Consider the following 16,630-nt stretch of genomic DNA (forward strand, 5'->3'; position numbering starts at 1 on the left):
TCCAAAAATGATTGGAAGGTCCAATACATTATTTATTACCGCAATGATTTAGATGTGAGAAAGTACCTCTAATTCAGTGAAGTACTGCTGGCATTGAGTGTACTGGCGTTGGTACTTTCATTATTTATTTGATTTTGGATGTAAAAGTGGATGTCATCGCGAATGATTAATCAATTCAAATGGTCATTTTTCACATACTCCTCCAAAATGGGGAACGAAACTGATACCGTTTTTAGAAAATGAGGTACAAATTTAGGCCTTAAAAGGAATACTCTCAAACTATATATTTTTCATCTATGATTCGATTTTGAATAAGTACGATACAAATGAATATTATTTACTTTTAGAATTTGGGATTACAAAGAAAATTCGTAAAGAGGTACAAGATTTTATCTAGACTAAGGGGGAATTGGATGAATCAATCAGCAGCTCAAATCGCTAATTTTAGAGATATGGGCGGTTTAGTAACGAATTCGGGAAATCGTGTAAAGGAACATTTACTTTTTAGAAGCGGTGAATTGAATCAATTAAATCAAAATGGGGTTCATTTTATACAAAACGAACTGAATATTCAATCGATTATTGATTTTCGTGATGAAGCAGAGACTAAGAGTGCGCCTACTCCATTGATCGATGGAGTCAAAAACTTTTTAGTTCCAGCGAATAAAATGGCCATTAATTTTGCTTCCATGAAAGAATTGATAGAAGATGATTTACTGAGTCAATTTTCAGAAGGTTCCTTAGAGCAATTTTACCGCGCATTACCTATTAAAAATGCCGCGTATAAGAAACTTGTTCAGCAATTTAAATCGAAGAACCACGTACCGCTATTACAGCATTGTACGGCAGGAAAGGATCGTACTGGTGTTGGTGCGATGATTTTGTATTTAATTTTAGATGTACCTTTCAATGCAATCGTTCAAGAATATTTATTGACGAACGATTATATGACGAATCATGTGCCTGCTTGGGTTGAGCGAGCAAAGCCTTATGTGCAGGATTCGAACTTACTTAATAAGTTCATTTTTGTTGATGAAGCCTACTTAAGTGCGGCCTATGACGAAATATTACAAGTATACAAAACCGTTGATCAGTATCTTTTAGAAGAATTTGAAATCGATGCTGCTATGCGACAAACTCTTCATCAGTTTTATACGGAAGAGGTGCTTTAATTGAAAACTCGTATTACGGAATTACTTCATATTGATTTACCAATTATCCAAGGTGGTTTAGCGTACCTAGCCTATTCAGAGTTGGCAGCTGCAGTTTCGAATGCGGGGGGACTTGGACAAGTAACAGCGTTAAGTTTACCTACTGCTGAAAAACTGCGGGAAGAGATTCACAAAACTAGAAAACTCACGACGAAACCTTTTGGCGTCAATTTCGCGATGGGGCTTCACGGCACTAATTTTGAGGACTTCATCCAAGTTGCCATCGATGAAAAAGTTGCTGTCGTAACGATTACAGGCGGAAATCCAACACCGATCTTACAAGCATTTCACGGTACAAGCATTAAAAAACTTGTCTTGGTCAGCTCTGTAAGACAGGCACAGAAAGCAGAAGAGCATGGCGCAGACGCGGTCATCGTTGTAGGCCAGGAAGGTGGTGGACATCTAGGAAGGGAAGACTTAGGGACAATCATTTTGACACCTAGAGTAGTCGACTCAGTTAAAATTCCAGTGATCGCCTCTGGTGGAATTGGAGATGGTAGAGGGATGGCCGCAGCATTGGCGCTTGGTGCTGATGGAATTGAGATGGGGACGCGATTTATAGCAACGAAGGAATGTATACATGCTTCAGCGCTTTATAAAGAAGCGATTCTTGCGAAAAATGAACAAGATACAGTTGTCATTAAACGTTCGATTGGTGGGCCAGCTCGTGTGTTACATAATGACTTTACAGATGAGATTCTTGAGATTGAAAAGGCAACATCTACTTACGAAGCATTGAAAAACTATATCGGTGGGAAAAATAATCGAGATTTCATCTATGATGGGAAAGAGCATGGATTTGGCTATGCAGGTCAGGTCATAGGTCTGATTGATTCAACCCCTACAATGAAGGATTTATTCAATGAAATGGAGCAGGTTTTCAAAGATCAAATTCTAAAGTTGTCAGAAATATAAAATAACTATTGCAATTCATATTGATTTAGTATATTATAAAGTTAATCAAATAATCGTAATCTCTTATCGAGAGAAGGCGAGGGACTGGCCCTTTGACCCTTCAGCAACAGACATTTTATGAACTGTGCTAATTCCTGTAGCGTAAGCTAAAAGATAAGAAGAGTGAATTTAAACTTTCAAACCTCTTCTTATTCAGGAGAGGTTTTTTGATTGGATCGACTTCCCATACGAAGTAAATGCTCATTTGCAGCGAGAACTGCCAACGCCCATTCGCACCGCTCATTTGCGACACTACTCATCTGTAGATTCCTTAGAACTTCAGTCATTTCTGAAGTTCTTTTTTATTTTCTTAAATAATCTGACAATTCCGTTGACATTATTTGAAATCTGTTATATATTAATAAAAATAAAAATAACTGTTATATAACAAAGGAGTAGATGACGATGGAACATTTTATGGAAGGTTATGAAAAATACTGCGAGGCATGCGAGAATTACGGACTAGAATCGATGAATTTCTATCTTTATGTCAAACAACTTACAGAGGAGCAATTATATGCTTTCAATGAACATAAAAAAGACTCGATCAACTTCGAAGCCATTTAAAAAACGAACCAATTTATTCAGTTTTATTCAGTTTATTTATTGAATAGATTGGTTTTTTCTTTTATTTCTGAAATCTTTATTTACTTTTTATAGTAATTATGAAATACTTTCAATAAAGATAATTGAATATTCATGAAGTAATAGTGCTAGTTCCTTTGAACTGGATAATAGGGAATTCGGTGTAAATCCGATGCAGCCCCGCTACTGTAACATGGGATGAAATGACAATGACACTGTAAGCGTTTACGGGAAGTCGTCAAAGTAAATCGATCATGGAGCCAGGAAACCTGCTATTATTTTTTGTTTCAATCTTCGAGGGGAAGATGTGAAGCGACGTCTATTGTTTATATTGTAGATTTTTCTATATATAACTAAATTGCGATCCTTCCACTTCTTTGCACATAAAAAATGGGGGGTTTTTTTAATGTTTAAAACAAAATGGGTTTTACCAGCAACATTATCATCAGCATTAGTTTTATCAATCTTACCAACTACAGGTATTCACGCTGAGGCAAAAACATCTGTAAAGGAAGTAGCTTACGAAAAAGACTTAGCAACTTCTTCAGCATACTTATATAAGCAAGCTTTAGTGCCAACTGCTTTCAGTAATGACACTGTGATGGCATTTGCTCGTTCAAATTATGGCGTAAACAAAAATTATTACACTACATATTACAATGAAGTTGTAAAATCTTTAAAAGCAGATGGCGTTGAGAAAATCGCAGCGGGAAGTTTATCTAAAACAATTCTTACGCTGAACGCAATCGGCAAAAACCCTGCTAAAATTGCAGGATTCAATCTTTATGACGAAGTAGCAAAAAAATTAACGGATGCGAAATCTAGTCCTTTAGTTTCGGATTATATTTACGCAATTATCGCTTTAGATAGTAATACACAATCATTTTCTGATGAAACGAAATATGCGGATGCAAATGTTAAATCACTTGTGAAAAAATTAATCGCAACTCAATTTGCGAACGGTGGCTATTCTTGGGCACAAGGTTCTGAACAAGGAATTAGTGCAGATATGACTGCAATGGCTTTAATCGCATTATCAAATCACAGTAAAGACGCTTCAGTTAAGAAATCAATTGATCGCGGATTAAAATATATGAGTGGCCAATTAACACCTGAAGCTGGTTATGCTCCTTGGGGTGGCAATAGTGCAGATTCACAAGCACAAGTTATTTTAGCTTTACTAGCAAATAACATTAATCCTAAAACAAAAACTGCTTTCATCAAAAAAGAAAATTGGGCAATCTCAAATATCTTATTGAACTACAACAAAAAATTAGGTGCATTCACTATGAAGCCAGGCGATGCTGATGCGAACCTATTCACTACGAATAGCGGTGTAACTGGTTTAGTAGCTTATGATCGCTATGTGAAAAAAGAAGATTCATTCTACGATCTTCACAATGCATCATCTAAAAAACTGAAAATCGATGCTACTGCACCTAAATCAGTTAAACAAACGAAGTTAACGAATACTTCTAAAGCAATTAGCGGTACGACTGAACCATTCGCAACAGTTAAGTTATATGTTTCGAATAAAGCAGTTGCAACAATCGAAACTTCAGCGGATGGTAAATTCACACATGCATTGAAGAAATCACTTAAAGCAAACACTTCAGTGAAAGTCTATGTAACTGATTTAGCTGGCAATAAGAGTAAAGCAATCTCTTATAAAGTGGTAGATGTTCTAACACCAGCTACACCTAAAGTAACTAAAGTTGTGACGGGTGCTAAAAAAGTAACTGGTACTACAACTAAAGGCGCTACTGTATATGCGAAAATCGGGTCAAAAACATATAAAACAGTCGCAAGTGCGAAAACAGGGAAATTCTCAATTACTGTACCTGCATTAAAAGCTAAAACATCTGTAAAAGTTTCAGCGAAAAAAGGCAAGTACACAAGTAAATCAGTAACAGTTAAAACTAAATAATTCAGTCAATAACTGAAAAGGGTTGGGTCAATTTTTTCTTAATTGGCTCAACCCTATTACTGTATTCATGGGGAGGAATACTATGTGGAAGATGAAAGCAATAGTAACAACTTTATTACTTTCAACGTTTTTAACTGCTTGTAACATTCAGACTGTTCAACAATATGAAGATGAACGGGACGAAAAATCTGCGAAAGTTGTAGAAGCTGAACCAAAATCCGAAAAAAAAGAATCTGAAAAAGCAACCGCTTCTAAAGAGAAGCCAGATGAAAAGAAACCAACAGTTAAAAATGAAATAAACAAGACAACAACGACAGAAAAACCTGTTGCAACTCAACCGGAAAGTGTAGAAAAGGAAACGGTGGCGCAAAAAGAGCCAGTAAAAGAAGCGATTCCTTCAAAAAATGAAACACAGAAGCCGAATAATATACAAAAACCCGTAAAACAAGAAAAACCAGTTGAAAAGCCTGTCAAACCATCGAAACCTGTTCAAACAAAACCAAACAAAGAACCGGCTAAACCAAATCATTCGAATAATACGAAGCCACCCGTTTCAAAACCAAAACCAGTTCCACCGAAGCCGGTTGAAAAACCTGCTAAGAAAGAATATGCGATGGTATCAATCGGCATGAAAGTATTACTGAAACCAGAAAACTATGAAAAGTTGCCGAAAGCACTTCAAAATCCTAAGTACGTACCTGAAAATGGTGTAATCGTGAGTGGCGCCAAGGTTGAAATTGAAAAAGGCGATACTGCGTGGGATGCGATTTCTCAATTACGTGCGAAATATGGCATTCATATGGATTATGTAAACAATCCACTTTACGGTATTTATATTAAAGGGATTAATCATGTCTATGAATTTGATGCAGGTGAAATGAGTGGCTGGTTGTATACAGTAAATGGCGTGAAAGCTCCTGTAGGGGTAGGAACTTACAAGTTAAAAGATGGTGATTCGATTAGTTTGCAGTATACAACTAATGGCGGCACCGATTTAGGTTGGTGATCATATGAAATCTTTACATCAATATCACCCAATTGTGATTTTCTTTTATTTTTTCGTTGTTATTGGTTTAACGATGTTTTACATGCATCCTGTCCTTCTAGGCATTAGTTTTTTAGGAGCTGTCTTATTAAGCCTTTTCATACAGCGGAAGAAATTTCTATCCTCGTTGAAATGGTTACTACCATTCATGTTCATTGCGGCGATCATTAACCCGCTTATTACACATAACGGGGAGATTATCCTACTTTATGTGAACTATCAACCGATTACGTTAGAAGCAATTGTCTACGGTTTCTCGATGTCAGTCATGCTACTAAGTGTCGTATTTTGGTTCGGTTCATTTAATGAAATTATGACATCCGATAAATTCCTATATTTATTTGGACGAATTTCTCCAGCTGTCGCACTATTGATTTCACTTACGATGCGATTAATACCTTTGTTCTTTTTACAAATCAAAAAGATTACAAATGCGCAGCGTACAATCGGCATGGATCCGACTACCGGTTCACTTTGGCATCGAATTAAATCAGCCGCTACAATTATTTCAATCCTCATCTCCTGGGCGCTTGAAAATGCGATTGAAACGGCCGATTCGATGAAAGCACGAGGCTATGGGTTGAAAAACCGCTCAACTTTCTCCTTGTTTAAATTTGACCGTGCAGATGGCATTGTAACAACAGTGATTACTTGTCTTTTCTTCGTCGCGTTAATTAGTAGCTATTTCGGATGGAACTACTTTGCATACTATCCAACTTTCTCAACAATTGAATTAAATATGACGACTTGGATTGTCTTCATTTCTTATTTTGCATTAATCATGCTACCTATTGTCATCGAATTATTGGAGGTGCTCAAATGGCGATCATTGAAATTGAACAACTAGAATTTACGTATCCAGAAGGCCTAAAACCAATACTTCAAGAAATCGATCTTCAAATCGAGAAAGGTGAATTCGTCGTATTATGCGGGACTTCTGGTTGTGGTAAAAGTACATTATTAAAACATTTAAAGCGAGAATTAACGCCACATGGGCAAAAAAGCGGTTCAATCCGTTTTAATGGCATTGAATTAGAGCAATTATCCCAAAGAGAAGCGGCTTCAGAGATCGGATTCGTCTTACAAAATCCTGAAAATCAAATTGTGACCGATAAAGTTTGGCATGAATTAAGTTTCGGCTTAGAAAACTTAGGTCTTGATACAATGTCGATTAGACGACGAGTAGCTGAAATGGCTAGTTTCTTTGGTATTCAAAATTGGTTCCGCAAAAATACTACTGATTTATCAGGTGGGCAAAAACAACTGTTAAATCTTGCGAGTATTATGGTTATGCAGCCGAAAGTCTTGATTTTAGATGAACCGACATCGCAACTAGATCCAATCGCAGCGAGCGAGTTTATAGCGACACTTTCAAAACTGAATAAAGAATTAGGTTTAACAATTATATTAGTAGAGCATCGTTTGGAAGAAGTGTATCCTCTTGCTGACCGTGTCATCATCATGGACAATGGGAAAATAATTTCAAATGGTACGCCAGTCGAAGCGGCAGTTAATTTACGACAATTAGATGCGGAACATCCGATGCTACTCGGATTACCGACACCGATCCGTGTGCATCATTACTTTAAACTCGATCAGCAAGTCCCTTTGACAATCCGTGATGGTAGCCAATGGTTGTCACATCATTTCAAAGAGGATTCGAAAGCGATTCTACCGACTGTTGCATCGACCAACGAAGTAGTGTTGAGCGTAAAAGATTTATGGTTTCGATATAATAAAACGGATGAAGATGTCGTACGTGGTTTAGAGTTCGAATTGGAAAAGGGCGATTTCTTAACGATTTTAGGTGGCAATGGTACGGGTAAATCGACAACTTTACAACTCATTTCAGGCTTAATGACACCACATAGAGGCAAAGTTACCGTTTTTGGCAAGACTTTAAAGAACTATAAAAATAGTGATTTATACAATGGTGTCATCGCCATGTTGCCACAGGATCCAACGACTTTATTAGTGGAGAAAACCGTGCAGTTAGAATTCTCAACATTAACTTCAGACCAAACTCTAATTGATTCAATCGTACATTTACTGCAAATAGAACATTTATTGGCACAACATCCGTATGATTTAAGTGGTGGCGAGCAGCAAAAAGTCGCGCTTGGGAAAGTGTTATTAAAACAACCTCGTTTGCTCATATTAGATGAACCTACGAAAGGTTTAGATGCACAGTCAAAACAAATTCTTGCGTCGATCTTGACGCAACTTAGAGAAAAGGGTACGACAATATTAATGGTGACGCATGATGTCGAGTTTTCTGCGGAACATGCATCTAAATGTGCCATGTTTTTTGATGGCCAAATCGTATCGATCGATTCACCACGGGAGTTTTACTGCGGTAATCACTTTTACACGACAGCAGCGAATCGCATGTGCCGTCATCTGTTTAATGATGTCATTACGACGAATCAATTAATTGAGCGATGCGCCGTTCAAAAACGGGAGGTAGTCATTTGAAAACGCGTAAAATCATTTCTTTACTACTCCTTTTCGTTGCGATTCCAGCAGTACTATTAATAGGCATTGTCTTATTCAATGATGGTAAGTACCAAATCATCTCAATGATTGTTGTGATTCTCGCATGTATCCCATTCTTTCTTTCATTTGAGAAGCGTAGGCCAGATGCGCGAGAAATTCTAGTCATCGCTGTTATGTCTGCCATTTCAGTTGCTGGTCGTGCTGCATTTGCTTGGGTTCCCGCATTTAAGCCAGTAACCGCTTTTACCGCTATTACTGGGTTCAAACTAGGGCCAGAAGCAGGATTCTTAACTGGGGCTGTTTCCGCGATTGCATCGAATATTTTATTTGGGCAAGGGCCGTGGACACCATTCCAAATGTTCACTTGGGGTATACTCGGCTATATAGCAGGGTTACTCGGCAAAACAAAATGGATGGATACGAAAATCGGCTTAATTTTATACGGTATTTTTGCAGGGGTATTATTTTCATTCATCATGGATATTTGGACTGTCATGTCTTATGATGGTGCGTTCAGCTGGGCGAGATATATTGCGGCAGCAGGCACTGCACTACCATTCACGATTACGTATGCACTTTCAAATGTCGTTTTCTTATTATTACTTACGAAACCTATTGGTGATAAGCTTGAACGAATCAAAAAGAAATACGGCATTATGCAACCAAATTCATAACTTTCTAGCTAAACGACTCAAAATGAATCGTTTAGCTTTTTTAATAGGTATTATAAAATAGTGAATCACCTAATTTTTTCTATTGTATAGTCGTATTATCCTTGTATATAATATGATTACTTGAATAAAATAAGGTGGGTGGCTTCATTGAAAAAATTAACTATTCCTTTCTTACTATCTCTCTCATTATTTTTACTCAATTCGACCAATACTTATGCCAAGGAATCCATTATTTCATTTCCTAAAAATGCAGTACCAAAGATTGAACAGATTCTTGAGGATACGCCTTATCAGTTGTACGAAAATGTCCAAGTGATTACCGCAGATCTATCAAATACTCAAATTCAACAATTACATAAAATGAAATCTGTTGTTGTTGAAAAAGATGAACATCTCATAACAGAAGGGAAAGAGTCACAAGTTTTCTCATTGCCAAATATACTTTGGAATTTCCAATCTATAAAATTGGATCATGCTCGAAAATTAAATCTCACGGGTGCTACTAGTAAAATCGCCGTCATCGACACGGGCATTAATGAAAATCAATATTTAAAAGTGCGTAACCATGTTGTTTTTTCGAAAGATGATCCTCAAACAGCGATTAACGAAGGCGATCAAAAAGACCGCGGACATTCCGGCAAAGGACATGGCACAGCTGTAACCTCAATTATTGCGACAAAACCATTTCTTGCTCTTTCAAAAGGTGGAATTGCGCCAAATGCTGTAATCGATTCATTAAAATACGCGGACGGTACGAAAAAAGGGAAGTCGGGTGATATTGTAAAAGCTGTGGATTGGGCGATTGAGCAAAAAGTTGACTTGATTAACTTGTCTTCTGGCCTTCAAAAAGACTTAACTTCGATTCATCAATCAATGATTAAAGCGAGAGAAGCGGGCATCATCGTCGTTGCTTCCGCTGGAAATGATGGTCAAGATCATCCGCTTCGTTATCCGGCAAGTTATAAGGAAGTCATCTCTGTAGGTTCTATTAATCAATACGCGGATATTAGCAGCTTCTCAAACAGTCGTGATGCCGTTGATTTCTTAGCGCCTGGTGAAGCGATCAATGCTTTTACTAGTAATGGTTCCGTTCAAAAGATGTATGGTACTTCATTCGCTGCGCCGCATATTACTGGAATGCTTGCTTTATTAGCTGAAAGATATCCTTATATGCCAGATGCTCAATTGATTGAAAAATTAAAATCTTTACGAAATGCTCATTTAGTCCCTGAATTAAATTTGAAACCTGTGAAGATGATTGATCCGCCAACATCTTTCGTATACCAATCTATTACGGATCACGATATGACTTTACAAGTGGATCTTCCGAAAAAAACGGAAGCGATCGTGTCTATTAATGGGGTGGAAGCTACTAGAAGTTCAAAATCAATCATCAAACTAAAAAAATTAAAATCCAATACAATTTATGCCATAGGTGTCCGCTTCACAGATACAGATGGGGAATGGTCTGATGAGGTTGTAAAAGGCGCGAATACTCTACTGGACAAATCACCTCCTGATGTCCCATATGACACAACTAGCATTGTCTTAAAAAGCAATCAAGTTTCGTTAAAGTGGAAATTGAAAAAACCTCAAGATTTTTCTCACTTCTTAATTTATGAAAATAAGAAGCGAATTGGACAGACGAAAAATAATCATTTTACTACGGTGAAAGCAATTGCGAAAAAGAAACATTTTACGTATACAATTGTAGCGGTTGATGAAGATGGCAATCGTTCGAAAAAAGCTTATAGTAAAGTCATTCGATACCGCTAACTGAATAGCTTTATTACCTCCGATTCTCTAAAAAATGCTAAAATAGAGAAAAGGAGGTTTCTTTATGAAAGAAAAAACATTTCAAGATGCAGTCGGTTTTAGTGTACAAGATACGCTCGCTTTATTTTGGTTGTATGAAACCTCAACAGAAGCGAAGTATTCAATGGAAATTTATGAACGTTTTATCGAATCATTCCCTGGTCGAAAAGTCGGCTATGAATATGTGGCGCGAGTCGCGAAAAGGATTGAGGGGGAAAATTTACTTACTTCTCATTTAGAAGGTCGGAAAGTGTATTATCAAGCAACCGATTTAGGGAAACAGCGTTTAGAGCGCTACAGAACATTGTATTTTCAAAGATTCCACGAGATTGTTCTCGTGTTAGATCGATTTTATTTCGAACTGACTCGCAATGGAAGTAAACCACCTAAACCAGAGCATTCACTGCCAGAGGAGTTTAGAGGTTACTTTTCTAAGTTGATTTCAGTAAAAGATATCGTGCGTTATATGGCTTTTAGACTTTCTCAAACGCGCTCAACATTTTCAATGACGGATGTTGGCAATCAGATTGAATACTTATTTGGATGGAGTCCTTCAAATAGTTACTTATATACGGTCGCTTGGGAACTCGAAGAAAAGGGATATTTGGTTGGTACATGGCCCGATGAAAAACGTACGAAGCGTGATTTACGTGGCACTGATGCAGGAAATGAGTTTTTCGAAGTGATTGCGCGAGATTTAACGGATCAAATTCGTACAAATAGGCGTTTTATACATTATATGTTAGATTTCTTCAAAACTTCAGAAAAAACAATTTGAATGTTCAGTTAGTTTATGCGTATAATAGGCTCAACACGTTGACTAGGAGTAGTAAAAAATCAAATTCTTTTCAAGAGAGCTAATGGTGGTGCGAATTAGTATAGATTGATTTTTGAATGGACCTACGAGTGATGCCTTGAATGATTCAGTAGAGACATCCGGCGGCAGCCGTTACCTGCGAGCGATGGCATAGGCCATAACTGAGGTGGTACCGCGGATTTCGATTCGTCCTCCATGGAGATTAATTTCTCTATGGGGGATTTTTTCATTGAAGGAAGATTGAGCAGAGCTGAGAGGAGTTTTACAAATGACAGTTGAGCAGAGTAATTTTATTCAAATTGAGATGGAAGCAGATATGCATACGCCAATCTCAATATTCCAGGCGCTTGAGGGAGAAGAAAAGGTTTTATTCGAATCCTCTTCAAATCATGCGCAACAAGGGCGCTTTTCATTTATTGCGAGAAACCCTTGCGGAAGTTTTATCGCAGAGAAGGAGAAGTCGACTTTTACACATAAAGGTCAGGTTCAGTCGATTCGGGACAAAAACCCTTTGCGACATTTAAGAGAGATTATGCCAAAAGTGAATAACGCACTTCCTTTTTCATTTTATGGCGGGGCAGTAGGATATTTTGGTTATGAGACTGCTTTTTATAATGAAAAGTTAATCGATGATCTGGATGATTCGATTCAAATGCCTGATCTTCATTTATTATTTTTTGATTCGTTTATTATTTATGATCATTTTAAAAATAGCATAATCGTTGCGACAGTGGATTTATTCGATGAGCAACTTGAACAAGAGATTCTACAAAAGCGTCTTGAAGTACTACAAAATGCATTAGGCAAAGCGATTCATCCAATACCTTCAAAGGATGTTTCTTTAAAATTTTCACCAACTTGGGCTGCTAATGAATTTTGTGAAGCGGTTGAACGTTGTAAGGAGCATATAATTGCAGGGGATATTTTTCAAATTGTGCTGTCGCAGCGGTTTTCGGCACATTATGACGATCATCCACTTCATGTGTATCGTAAATTACGTGTAGCAAATCCATCTCCGTATATGTATTATTTACAATTTCATGAATATACGGTGCTTGGAACGTCTCCAGAAAGCCTTGTGAAGGTTTCTAAGCGTAAAATTATATCTAATCCAATTGCTGGCACTAGACCTCGTCAAACGGACGCTGAGGCGGATTTACGTATGGAAGAGGAATTACTTGCTGATGAAAAGGAATTAGCCGAACATCGTATGTTAGTAGACCTTGCTCGAAATGATATCGGCAAACTGTGTAAAACAAATTCTATTTCGATTGATCGCTATATGGCCATTGAGCGTTATAAGTATGTGATGCACATTGTGTCAGAGGTGTCTGGAGAACTTGAAGACGGTATTGATGCATTAGATGTGATTTCGAGTTGTTTGCCAGCAGGAACCGTGTCTGGTGCGCCTAAAATTCGTGCGATGCAATTGATTCATCACTTTGAGCCGGTTAAACGTGGCGTATATGCTGGGGCAATTGGCTATCTTTCAAAATCTGGTGACTTAGATTTAGCATTGGCCATTCGGACGATGGTCATTAAAGATCAAACTGCGCATGTTCAAGCGGGAGCGGGTGTTGTGCTTCATTCGGTTGCGCAAAAAGAGTTTGAGGAAACGATGCATAAGGCACGTGCTTTGCTGGAGGTGATTCAATGATTTTACTAATCGATAATTATGATTCCTTTACGTATAATCTTGTGCAGCAGCTTCAATCGCTTGGAGCGGTCGTCAAAGTTGTGCGAAATGATGCCGTAACAATTGATGAAATTCGAAAATTGAATCCAAATGCGATTGTTCTATCTCCTGGACCAGGTACGCCAGATGAAGCGGGTATTTGTTTAGAGGTTGTGAAGCAATTATATGCTGATTATCCGATTCTCGGCATTTGCCTTGGCCATCAAGCGATTGCACAAGCATTTGGAGCAAAAATAGTACAAGCAAAGGAAATTATTCATGGGAGCTGTTCGACTTTGAACCACGACTCTGAGGGATTATTTAATGAATGCTCTCCAGCGACGGAAGTGATGCGCTACCATTCATTAACAGTGGATTTAGAAAGTATGGAAGGGACGCCATTACAAGTTCATGCTGAAGTTTCAGATGGAACAATTATGGCGATTAAACACCGTGATTTTGCGATTTTCGGCTTACAATTCCATCCTGAATCTTTTGCGACTAGTGAAGGTAATCAAATGATTCGAAATTTCTTAAATTATTTAGATTGAAATAGTAGAGAACTCTCATTTTTTGCAGAGTTCTCTTTTTGATTAAGGGAAATAAAGTTGACCAACATCTAAATTATCGATTTGTTTCCATTTGATCCATTCAAGTGCAAGCTCTCGACCAATATAAATATAAAATTCGGCTTCTTCCTCTCGAATGTCGTCCAATGAACGATTGAATACACCCATTAATGACTGAAGTGATTTGTAATCGCCCTTAAGGTCGGCTTCATATAGTTGTTTAAAAGCAAGTAGCTGCGGTTCTTTACTCATCATTTCTTCATCAAAATCAGCGATCGCATGCGCTAAATGTCGTAAGGTGTTTGTGTCATAATAGAGCATTAATGCTCCTTTAACAGGTAGGCTTTTTTTGATTTTACTTGGTAGTCGATCATATAAAGGTTTTGATTCTTCTGTTAATCCGTAATGTTCCACCTTAGCAACTTCAATATGCAAGGCTGAAAGGTAAGCAGCAAATGCGTATCGATGTTCACCGAGTAAATATGACAACTGACCATATTGTCGATAATAGTTTGAGTTGAATGGTTCTACTTGTATTGCTTCGGTAAATTTTAAGCGAGCTTTCGAATAACTTCCTTGATTTCTTAATGAAATGCCATCTTGCACCAACTTGTTTACATTAATCATATTAAAACCTCCAAGTCATTTTGCTAAATTTATTATACAGAATTTTCTACAAATAAGTAAATAGAACATTTGTTCTTCGTTGGTAAAAAGGGCATATTTAATAAATAAGTGATTTTTTTCTATGATATTTCAAATTCAAGCAGTTTTTTTATCCTATTCCCCATTTTTCAAATGCACATTTCACAAGGGAATGTATCAGATACTTCTAGAACTAGTTAAAACTTGTCAATTTGGATCGGTTGTATATATAATGAATGTAATTCCAATTATTAGGTTATTTACATAAGGAATTAGAATTTTGCTGGAGGTTATTGAAGTGTCGTGGATTATTGGGAGCTTTTCATTAATTATTGCTTTAGTAGTAATCTTCACCATTTTACAAGTCATTAATCGGATCCAAAAAAGTCGTTCAATCCAACATAGAAAACACTCAAACATCGAAGCACGCTTTACTAAAAGTAATCGTTCTTCTAAAGGTGGCGCGTATTAAAGACATTCTTACTTGAATGTCTTTTTTATTTTGTTTATTATATAAGTGAACACTTATATAAGGGGTTGAATTCATGGATTTATTACTACTCGAACAACAGTTAAAGGTGTTAGGCGATTTAAATCGATTGAAAATCATTGCCATGCTTAAAAATGGTGAATTATGCGTATGTGAATTTACGGATGTTTTACAGATTTCACAACCAGCAGTTAGCCAACATCTAAAAAAGCTGAAAGAATCGAACATCATTCAAGAACGAAAAGAAGGGACATGGAAATACTTTCGGATCAATGAAAACTTAGCGCCAATTCCAGCGAAAATTATCGATGAAATTGAATTTTTATCTAGTAAGGGGACTTCATGTTGTTAATTTCTACAATTATATTTGCTTTAACGATCCTTTTTGTCATCTGGCAACCGAGAGGATTAAACATTGCATGGACTTCGACAATTGGTGCATTGCTCGCATTATTATTTGATGTCGTTGACTTTAACGATGTGAAATCAGTCGTCGATCTCACTTGGAATGCTACGCTAGCATTTGTCGCGATTATTATTATTTCGTTAATTTTAGATGAAATCGGTCTATTTGAATGGGCTGCCATACATATGGCGCGTTTTGCGAAGGGTAGTGGCATTCGATTGCTTATTTTAATTAGTTTACTCGGTGCAATCGTTGCTGCATTATTCGCAAATGACGGTGCTGCTCTTATTTTGACACCGATTGTTCTTGCGATGGTTCGCCATTTGAATTTCTCGGAGAAAATGATTTTTCCTTTTATAATTGCAAGTGGATTTATCGCGGATACAACGTCGTTACCACTTGTCATCAGTAATCTCGTTAACATCGTATCAGCAGATTTCTTCCAAATTGGCTTTATGGAATATGCATTACACATGTTTTTACCGAATATTTTCTCGATTATTGCTACGATTTTAGTATTACTAATTTACTTTAGAAAATCTATTCCACGGAGTTATGATCTAACATTACTGAAAGAACCAAAAGAAGCGATAAAAGAACCTCGTTTATTTAAAATCTCATGGATTATGATGGTTGTTTTATTATTTGGTTATATTTTGAGTGAACCATTTGGCATTCCTGTGTCGTTTATTATCGGTTCCATTGCAATTGTATTCTTCTTTATTGCAAAAACAGGGGAATCTGTTGATACAACTGCGATAATTAAAAATGCTCCTTGGAATATCGTTATTTTTTCAATTGGCATGTATATTGTGGTCTATGGCTTCGGAAATGCTGGTTTTACGCATATTCTTGCGCAATTCATTGAATGGACAGCGCAGCATGGATTATTTGCCGTAACAATCATTATGGGCTTTTTAGCAGCGATTTTATCATCGATCATGAATAATTTACCGACAGTGATGATCAATGCGTTAGCAATTGCTGAAACGCACACAACGGGCGTGACAAAAGATGCGCTCATTTATGCGAATGTAATTGGTTCAGATTTAGGACCGAAAATTACACCGATCGGTTCATTAGCAACTTTAGTATGGTTATATGTATTATCAAAAAAAGGAATCAAAATCTCATGGGGAACGTACTTTAAAACAGGGATTATCTTAACGATCCCAATCTTGTTTATTACGTTAATCGGGTTGTATATAACATTGAGGATTTTATAAGAAAGAGAAGGAATTTCGTTTGCTGCGAATTTCCTTTTCTCTTTTTAGTTTACATAATATAAATTATAGGAAGTTATATTTCATAATTAAGAATA

Annotated in this window: 16 protein-coding genes, 2 riboswitches and 1 other annotated feature; of the genes, 15 read left to right on the forward strand and 1 reads right to left on the reverse strand. The window is 37.0% G+C overall.

Annotation, left to right across the window (positions count from 1 at the left end; all coding sequences use genetic code 11):
* Positions 1–413 precede the first annotated feature (413 nt).
* The 12 genes from DF281_RS04725 (at position 414) to DF281_RS04780 (ending at position 13,750) form a co-directional block, all read left to right on the forward strand.
* Positions 414–1,172 (forward strand): tyrosine-protein phosphatase, encoded by a 759-nt coding sequence (locus DF281_RS04725; RefSeq protein ID WP_109349095.1) that lies wholly within the window; start codon positions 414–416, stop codon positions 1,170–1,172.
* The gene (locus DF281_RS04730) at positions 1,173–2,126 is read left to right on the forward strand and encodes an NAD(P)H-dependent flavin oxidoreductase (protein ID WP_109349096.1); all 954 of its coding nucleotides are present in this window, start codon (positions 1,173–1,175) and stop codon (positions 2,124–2,126) included.
* Between the two features lie 60 nt (positions 2,127–2,186).
* Positions 2,187–2,286, forward strand: a riboswitch (SAM riboswitch).
* 284 nt (positions 2,287–2,570) lie between these two features.
* Positions 2,571–2,732, forward strand: a complete 162-nt coding sequence (locus DF281_RS04735) for a transcriptional regulator (protein ID WP_109349097.1) — start codon at positions 2,571–2,573, stop codon at positions 2,730–2,732.
* Positions 2,733–2,856: 124 nt separating this feature from the next.
* Positions 2,857–3,041: riboswitch (cobalamin riboswitch) on the forward strand.
* Positions 3,042–3,156: 115 nt separating this feature from the next.
* Positions 3,157–4,677 carry an Ig-like domain-containing protein gene (locus DF281_RS04740; protein ID WP_109349098.1) on the forward strand — a complete coding sequence of 507 codons (1,521 nt, stop codon included), beginning with the start codon at positions 3,157–3,159 and terminating at the stop codon, positions 4,675–4,677.
* An 82-nt stretch (positions 4,678–4,759) separates the two neighbouring features.
* Entirely contained in the window at positions 4,760–5,683 is a 924-nt protein-coding gene (locus DF281_RS04745) for a DUF4430 domain-containing protein (RefSeq protein ID WP_166636073.1), read from the forward strand.
* 4 nt (positions 5,684–5,687) lie between these two features.
* The gene (locus tag DF281_RS04750) at positions 5,688–6,569 is read left to right on the forward strand and encodes an energy-coupling factor transporter transmembrane component T (protein WP_109349100.1); all 882 of its coding nucleotides are present in this window, start codon (positions 5,688–5,690) and stop codon (positions 6,567–6,569) included.
* Positions 6,542–8,197, forward strand: coding sequence for an ABC transporter ATP-binding protein (locus tag DF281_RS04755; protein WP_109349101.1), 1,656 nt, complete (start codon positions 6,542–6,544; stop codon positions 8,195–8,197). Before DF281_RS04750 ends, DF281_RS04755 begins: the two co-directional genes overlap by 28 nt.
* Complete coding sequence (locus tag DF281_RS04760; RefSeq protein WP_240605511.1) at positions 8,194–8,892, forward strand: ECF transporter S component; 699 nt, start codon at positions 8,194–8,196, stop codon at positions 8,890–8,892. The genes DF281_RS04755 and DF281_RS04760 overlap by 4 nt, the downstream gene beginning before the upstream one ends.
* Before the next feature lie 147 nt (positions 8,893–9,039).
* Entirely contained in the window at positions 9,040–10,668 is a 1,629-nt protein-coding gene (locus tag DF281_RS04765) for a S8 family serine peptidase (protein ID WP_109349103.1), read from the forward strand.
* Between the two features lie 64 nt (positions 10,669–10,732).
* Positions 10,733–11,485, forward strand: coding sequence for a hypothetical protein (locus DF281_RS04770; protein ID WP_109349104.1), 753 nt, complete (start codon positions 10,733–10,735; stop codon positions 11,483–11,485).
* A gap of 29 nt (positions 11,486–11,514) precedes the next feature.
* Positions 11,515–11,721, forward strand: a binding site (T-box leader).
* Between the two features lie 71 nt (positions 11,722–11,792).
* Positions 11,793–13,181 carry an anthranilate synthase component I gene (trpE, locus tag DF281_RS04775; protein ID WP_109349105.1) on the forward strand — a complete coding sequence of 463 codons (1,389 nt, stop codon included), beginning with the start codon at positions 11,793–11,795 and terminating at the stop codon, positions 13,179–13,181.
* A complete protein-coding gene (locus tag DF281_RS04780) occupies positions 13,178–13,750 on the forward strand; it encodes an anthranilate synthase component II (RefSeq protein ID WP_109349106.1) in 573 nt (190 codons plus the stop codon). Before trpE ends, DF281_RS04780 begins: the two co-directional genes overlap by 4 nt.
* A gap of 42 nt (positions 13,751–13,792) precedes the next feature.
* Here the strand turns inward: DF281_RS04780 and DF281_RS04785 are convergent, their stop codons facing one another.
* Positions 13,793–14,395 (reverse strand): hypothetical protein, encoded by a 603-nt coding sequence (locus DF281_RS04785; RefSeq protein ID WP_109349107.1) that lies wholly within the window; start codon positions 14,393–14,395, stop codon positions 13,793–13,795.
* Positions 14,396–14,711: 316 nt separating this feature from the next.
* Here DF281_RS04785 and DF281_RS14705 point away from each other — a divergent pair, with 316 nt between their 5' ends.
* The 3 genes from DF281_RS14705 (at position 14,712) to DF281_RS04795 (ending at position 16,535) form a co-directional block, all read left to right on the forward strand.
* On the forward strand, positions 14,712–14,885 hold the full coding sequence (locus tag DF281_RS14705; RefSeq protein ID WP_166636072.1) for a hypothetical protein: 174 nt from the start codon (positions 14,712–14,714) through the stop codon (positions 14,883–14,885).
* A gap of 73 nt (positions 14,886–14,958) precedes the next feature.
* Positions 14,959–15,255, forward strand: coding sequence for an ArsR/SmtB family transcription factor (locus tag DF281_RS04790; protein ID WP_109349108.1), 297 nt, complete (start codon positions 14,959–14,961; stop codon positions 15,253–15,255).
* Positions 15,246–16,535 (forward strand): arsenic transporter, encoded by a 1,290-nt coding sequence (locus DF281_RS04795; RefSeq protein ID WP_109349109.1) that lies wholly within the window; start codon positions 15,246–15,248, stop codon positions 16,533–16,535. Before DF281_RS04790 ends, DF281_RS04795 begins: the two co-directional genes overlap by 10 nt.
* Positions 16,536–16,630: the final 95 nt, after the last annotated feature.

The organism is Kurthia zopfii (genome assembly GCF_003143955.1).
Classification (GTDB): Bacteria; Bacillota; Bacilli; order Bacillales_A; family Planococcaceae; genus Kurthia; species Kurthia zopfii.

Bases quoted from the DNA above. Each gene is read 5' to 3' on its own strand.
- DF281_RS04725 (WP_109349095.1), top strand. From the start codon at position 414: ATGAATCAATCAGCAGCTCAAATCGCTAATTTTAGAGATATGGGCGGT.
- DF281_RS04735 (WP_109349097.1), top strand. From the start codon at position 2,571: ATGGAACATTTTATGGAAGGTTATGAAAAATACTGCGAGGCATGCGAG.
- DF281_RS04740 (WP_109349098.1), top strand. From the start codon at position 3,157: ATGTTTAAAACAAAATGGGTTTTACCAGCAACATTATCATCAGCATTA.
- DF281_RS04745 (WP_166636073.1), top strand. From the start codon at position 4,760: ATGTGGAAGATGAAAGCAATAGTAACAACTTTATTACTTTCAACGTTT.
- DF281_RS04750 (WP_109349100.1), top strand. From the start codon at position 5,688: ATGAAATCTTTACATCAATATCACCCAATTGTGATTTTCTTTTATTTT.
- DF281_RS04755 (WP_109349101.1), top strand. From the start codon at position 6,542: ATGGCGATCATTGAAATTGAACAACTAGAATTTACGTATCCAGAAGGC.
- DF281_RS04770 (WP_109349104.1), top strand. From the start codon at position 10,733: ATGAAAGAAAAAACATTTCAAGATGCAGTCGGTTTTAGTGTACAAGAT.
- trpE (WP_109349105.1), top strand. From the start codon at position 11,793: ATGACAGTTGAGCAGAGTAATTTTATTCAAATTGAGATGGAAGCAGAT.
- DF281_RS04780 (WP_109349106.1), top strand. From the start codon at position 13,178: ATGATTTTACTAATCGATAATTATGATTCCTTTACGTATAATCTTGTG.
- DF281_RS04785 (WP_109349107.1), bottom strand. From the start codon at position 14,395: ATGATTAATGTAAACAAGTTGGTGCAAGATGGCATTTCATTAAGAAAT.
- DF281_RS04790 (WP_109349108.1), top strand. From the start codon at position 14,959: ATGGATTTATTACTACTCGAACAACAGTTAAAGGTGTTAGGCGATTTA.
- DF281_RS04795 (WP_109349109.1), top strand. From the start codon at position 15,246: ATGTTGTTAATTTCTACAATTATATTTGCTTTAACGATCCTTTTTGTC.